The organism is Streptomyces torulosus (assembly GCF_001419765.1).
GTDB lineage: Bacteria > Actinomycetota > Actinomycetes > Streptomycetales > Streptomycetaceae > Streptomyces > Streptomyces torulosus.
In genome coordinates this window covers 1-3679 of record NZ_LIRK01000292.1, presented here as the reverse complement: position 1 = coordinate 3679, position 3679 = coordinate 1, and the positions used below count along the sequence as shown (strand labels likewise).

At 70.3% G+C, this 3679-nt stretch carries 4 protein-coding genes; 2 read left to right on the top strand and 2 right to left on the bottom strand.

Translation table 11 applies throughout. The features are described 5' to 3' along the window. Both AOK23_RS20820 and AOK23_RS20815 read left to right on the top strand, forming a co-directional pair. Positions 1 to 1588, top strand: a 1588-nt coding sequence (locus AOK23_RS20820; RefSeq protein ID WP_055714203.1) for a PTS fructose transporter subunit IIC, incomplete at its 5' end; no start/stop codon positions are given. A gap of 182 nt (positions 1589 to 1770) precedes the next feature. Then, positions 1771 to 2049, top strand: coding sequence for a hypothetical protein (locus AOK23_RS20815; protein WP_055714202.1), 279 nt, complete (start codon positions 1771 to 1773; stop codon positions 2047 to 2049). A gap of 42 nt (positions 2050 to 2091) precedes the next feature. Here the strand turns inward: AOK23_RS20815 and AOK23_RS20810 are convergent, their stop codons facing one another. Both AOK23_RS20810 and AOK23_RS20805 read right to left on the bottom strand, forming a co-directional pair. After that, positions 2092 to 2850, bottom strand: a complete 759-nt coding sequence (locus tag AOK23_RS20810) for a DUF6227 family protein (RefSeq protein ID WP_055714201.1) — start codon at positions 2848 to 2850, stop codon at positions 2092 to 2094. A 169-nt stretch (positions 2851 to 3019) separates the two neighbouring features. Further along, a partial coding sequence (locus AOK23_RS20805; protein WP_157878102.1) for a L,D-transpeptidase occupies positions 3020 to 3679 on the bottom strand: 660 nt, incomplete at its 5' end.

Genomic DNA, 3679 nt, shown 5'->3' with positions numbered 1-3679 from the left:
GGCCGCGGCGGCCGCCGCGGCTCCCGAGGCCACACCCGAGGCCGCGCCCGCGGCGCCGCAGGCGGATGCGGAGGACGAGCCCGCCCCCGCCGGCCGCCCCTTCCGGATCGTCGCCGTCACCTCCTGCCCCACCGGCATCGCGCACACCTACATGGCCGCCGAGTCGCTGGAGAACGCGGGCCGGGACGCCGACGGCGTCGAGATCGTCGTCGAGACGCAGGGTTCGGCCGGTTTCAGCCGGCTCGATCCGGCGGTCATCGCCGCCGCCGACGGCGTGATCTTCGCCCATGACGTCCCCGTACGGGAGAAGGAGCGATTCGCCGGGAAGCCCACCGTGGACACCGGTGTGAAGGCCGCCATCAACCGCCCCGCCGAACTGATCGCCGAGGTCCGCGGCAAGGCCGAGCGCGGCGAGGTCACGGCCGCCGCCCGCCCGGGCACCCCCATGGAGCGCGCGGGCGAACCCGGCGAGGGCTACGGCACCAAGCTGCGCAAGTGGCTGATGACGGGCGTGAGCTACATGGTTCCGTTCGTCGCGGCGGGCGGTCTGCTGATCGCCCTCGGCTTCGCGATCGGCGGCTACCAGATCAACGAGGCGAAGTCGGTCACCGAGCACTTCGACTGGGGTCAGATCGACAGCTGGGGCGCGCTGCTGTTCCAGATCGGCGCCGCCGCCTTCGGCTTCCTCGTCCCGGTCCTCGCCGGTTACATCGCCTACGGCATGGCCGACCGGCCCGGTCTCGTGCCCGGTTTCGTCGGCGGCGCGATCTCCGTGACGATCGGCGCGGGCTTCCTCGGCGGTCTCGTCGCCGGTCTGATCGCCGGTGGTGTCGTCCTCGCGATCCAGCGGATCGAGATCCCGCCGGTGCTGCGCGGCATCATGCCGGTGGTGGTGATCCCGCTGCTGTCGACGGCGGTGGTCGGATTCCTGATGTTCGTGGTGATCGGCAAGCCGATCTCCGAGGCGCAGAAGGGTCTGACCGACTGGCTGAACGGCCTCTCCGGCACCAACGCCATCCTCCTCGGCGTCCTGCTCGGCCTGATGATGTGCTTCGACCTCGGCGGCCCGGTCAACAAGGTGGCCTACGCCTTCGCCACCGCCGGTATCGCCGTCCAGGACCCCAGTGACTCCGCGATGAAGATCATGGCCGCGGTCATGGCCGCCGGTATGGTCCCGCCGCTGGGCATGGCCCTGGCCACCACGATCCGCAAGAAGCTGTTCACCACCGCCGAGCGCGAGAACGGCAAGGCGGCCTGGGTGCTGGGCGCCTCGTTCATCTCCGAGGGCGCCATCCCGTTCGCGGCGGCCGACCCGCTGCGCGTCATCCCGGCCTCCATGGCGGGCGGCGCGGTCACCGGCGCGCTGACCATGGCCTTCGGCTCGACCCTGCGCGCCCCGCACGGCGGTGTCTGGGTCACCTTCCTGATCGGCAACCCGTTCCTGTACCTGCTGGCCATCGCGGTCGGCACGGCGGTCACGGCCGGGCTGGTCATCGTCCTGAAGGGCATGCGCAAGACCCAGCCGGGCACGGCCGCGAAGGCCGCTCCCGCCGCCGAGACGCAGACGAAGGAGCCGGTCGCGGCCTGAGCCCCGCGACCGTCCGCCGGCCGCAGTCCTCCCTCGTGGAGGGCTGCGGCCGGCCGCGTTTCGCAGTGAGCCCCATGCGCCCCTTTGGGCGCCTTTACGACCCCTGTGAGTTGTACGCCGTACCTGCGAGATACGTCACCATCCGGGCTCAAAGTCCCGTCTGGTGGTGTCTACTGGAGGGCATGCCTGAGCACGTGTCGATCCTCCCGTTGGTGGGCGTGGCCACCCTCGCCGTCGCGGCGGTCATCTGGGTCGCCGTGCTGGTCCGCGTTCTGCGCCGGGACGGCGAGGCGCATCGCGCCCGCTTCATGGAGTTGGCCCGGCGCCCCGGTGGGCGCCTTCGCGGCCTGCCCCACCAGCGCCGCAAGGGCCCGCACGTCGAGCATGTGGAACTGACCCCGGCCGAGCAGGACGCCTTCGCGTTCCTGGCCCGTCAGTTCACCGATGACCGTCTGGCCTGAGCGGCCGGGCCCGGCCTTCGCGGCCCGGTCCACCTCCGAGCCCTACCCGAGTAACCCCGCCCGGCGCTCCATCGCGTCACGGGCCGCGTCCTCCGTCGTGTAGACCTCGCACATATGGCGCCCGTCCGGGGTGGCCGTGTGCTCCACCTCCCACAGGGAGATCTCCTGCCCGTCCGTGAGCAGGAACGCGTGCTCGTAGAGCGAGAAGTTCAAGCCGGGCCGACTGCCCCGGCGGGACCGGCTCGGGCGGCCGAACGCCTGGGTGATCTCATGCGCGAACGCGGTCCGCAGCAGCAGCGTGGCGATCTCGTCACCGGGAGGGTCCGGGTTCTCCGCCCGCCGCAGCAGCCGCCGGGCGTGGTCCGCTGAGTCGTCCGGCGTGTACGCGTGGCGCGGCTCGGGGAACGCCGCCAGCTCCACCATCGCGGGCAGTTCGAAATCCGGTGCGTCCGGAGGCAGCGGCAGCCGCGCGGTGGCGGCCCGCAACTCCTCCTCGTCGGTGTACACCTCGTGCTGGATTTCACGGCCGGGCACCGTGTTGTGCACCAGCTCCCACAGGGTGACCGCGGAGCCGTCGGCGAGCAGCCACGTGTGCCGGTACGTCGCCCGGTGCAGGCCCGAGCTGTAGTGCGCGGAGTGCAGCGAGCTGTCGTCGGCGAGGGCGCAGTCGAGCTGCCTTATGGTCTCGTCGGGCAGCTCGAAGGAGTTCAGGGCGCGACCGAGGAGCCGCGCGAGGTGCTCCTCCGGAGACTCGGGCGACTCGGCTGGTTCGTACGCTGCCGTCTCGTACGGAACGCTCAAGGTTTCTCCCGGCGTTGCTGCATGTCACCTTGTGGGTGCATACCGTAGCCCCTCGGTCGGACATCATGTCCGGGAACCGAGAAAACGTACGTCCGTGAAACGGCCGGGCCGCGCGGTTCGTTCCCGCACGGCCCGGCGAACTCTCTGACGGTTACTCAGAACCCCGAGGTCAGACGACGCTTCCGGCCTTCCAGGCGCTCCAGGACATGTTCCAGCCGTTGAGCCCGTTGTCCGGCGCGACCGTGTCGTCGGGGGAGTTCTTGACGATCACCACGTCACCGGTGAGCGAGTTGTCGAAGAACCACTTGGCGATCGTGTCGCCGTTCGCACCCTGGACGTCCGCCAGGCCGACGCAGCCGTGGCTGGTGCCCTGCCGGCCGAAGGGAGGGTTGCCCCGGTTGTACCAGTAGTTGCCGTGGAGGAAGGTGCCCGACGCGGTCAGGCGCATCGCGTGCGGCACGTCCGGGATGTCGTACTCCCCGGCGAAGCCGACCGTCGCGCCGTCCATCCGCTTCTCCTTGAACTTCTCCGAGATCACCATCTGCCCGTTGTACGTCGGGTTGTCGGCGCTGCCGGCGGAGATCGACACCGTCTTGATCGTCTTGCCGTCCCGGACGACCTTCATCGTCTGGGTGTCGACATCGACCGTGGAGACCTGCGAGCGCCCGACGGTGAAGGTCACCGTCTTGTTCTGCACCCCGTACAGCCCGTTCGCGCCCTCGACGCCGTCCAGGTCGATCTTCATCGTGACCTTGGAACCGGCCTTCCAGTACTCCTCGGGCCGGAAGTCGAGCCGCTGCGCCCCGAACCAGTGCCCGACGACCTCCTG

Excerpts from the sequence above, each read along its gene's own strand:
- AOK23_RS20815 (WP_055714202.1), top strand. The coding sequence starts at position 1,771 with ATGCCTGAGCACGTGTCGATCCTCCCGTTGGTGGGCGTGGCCACCCTC.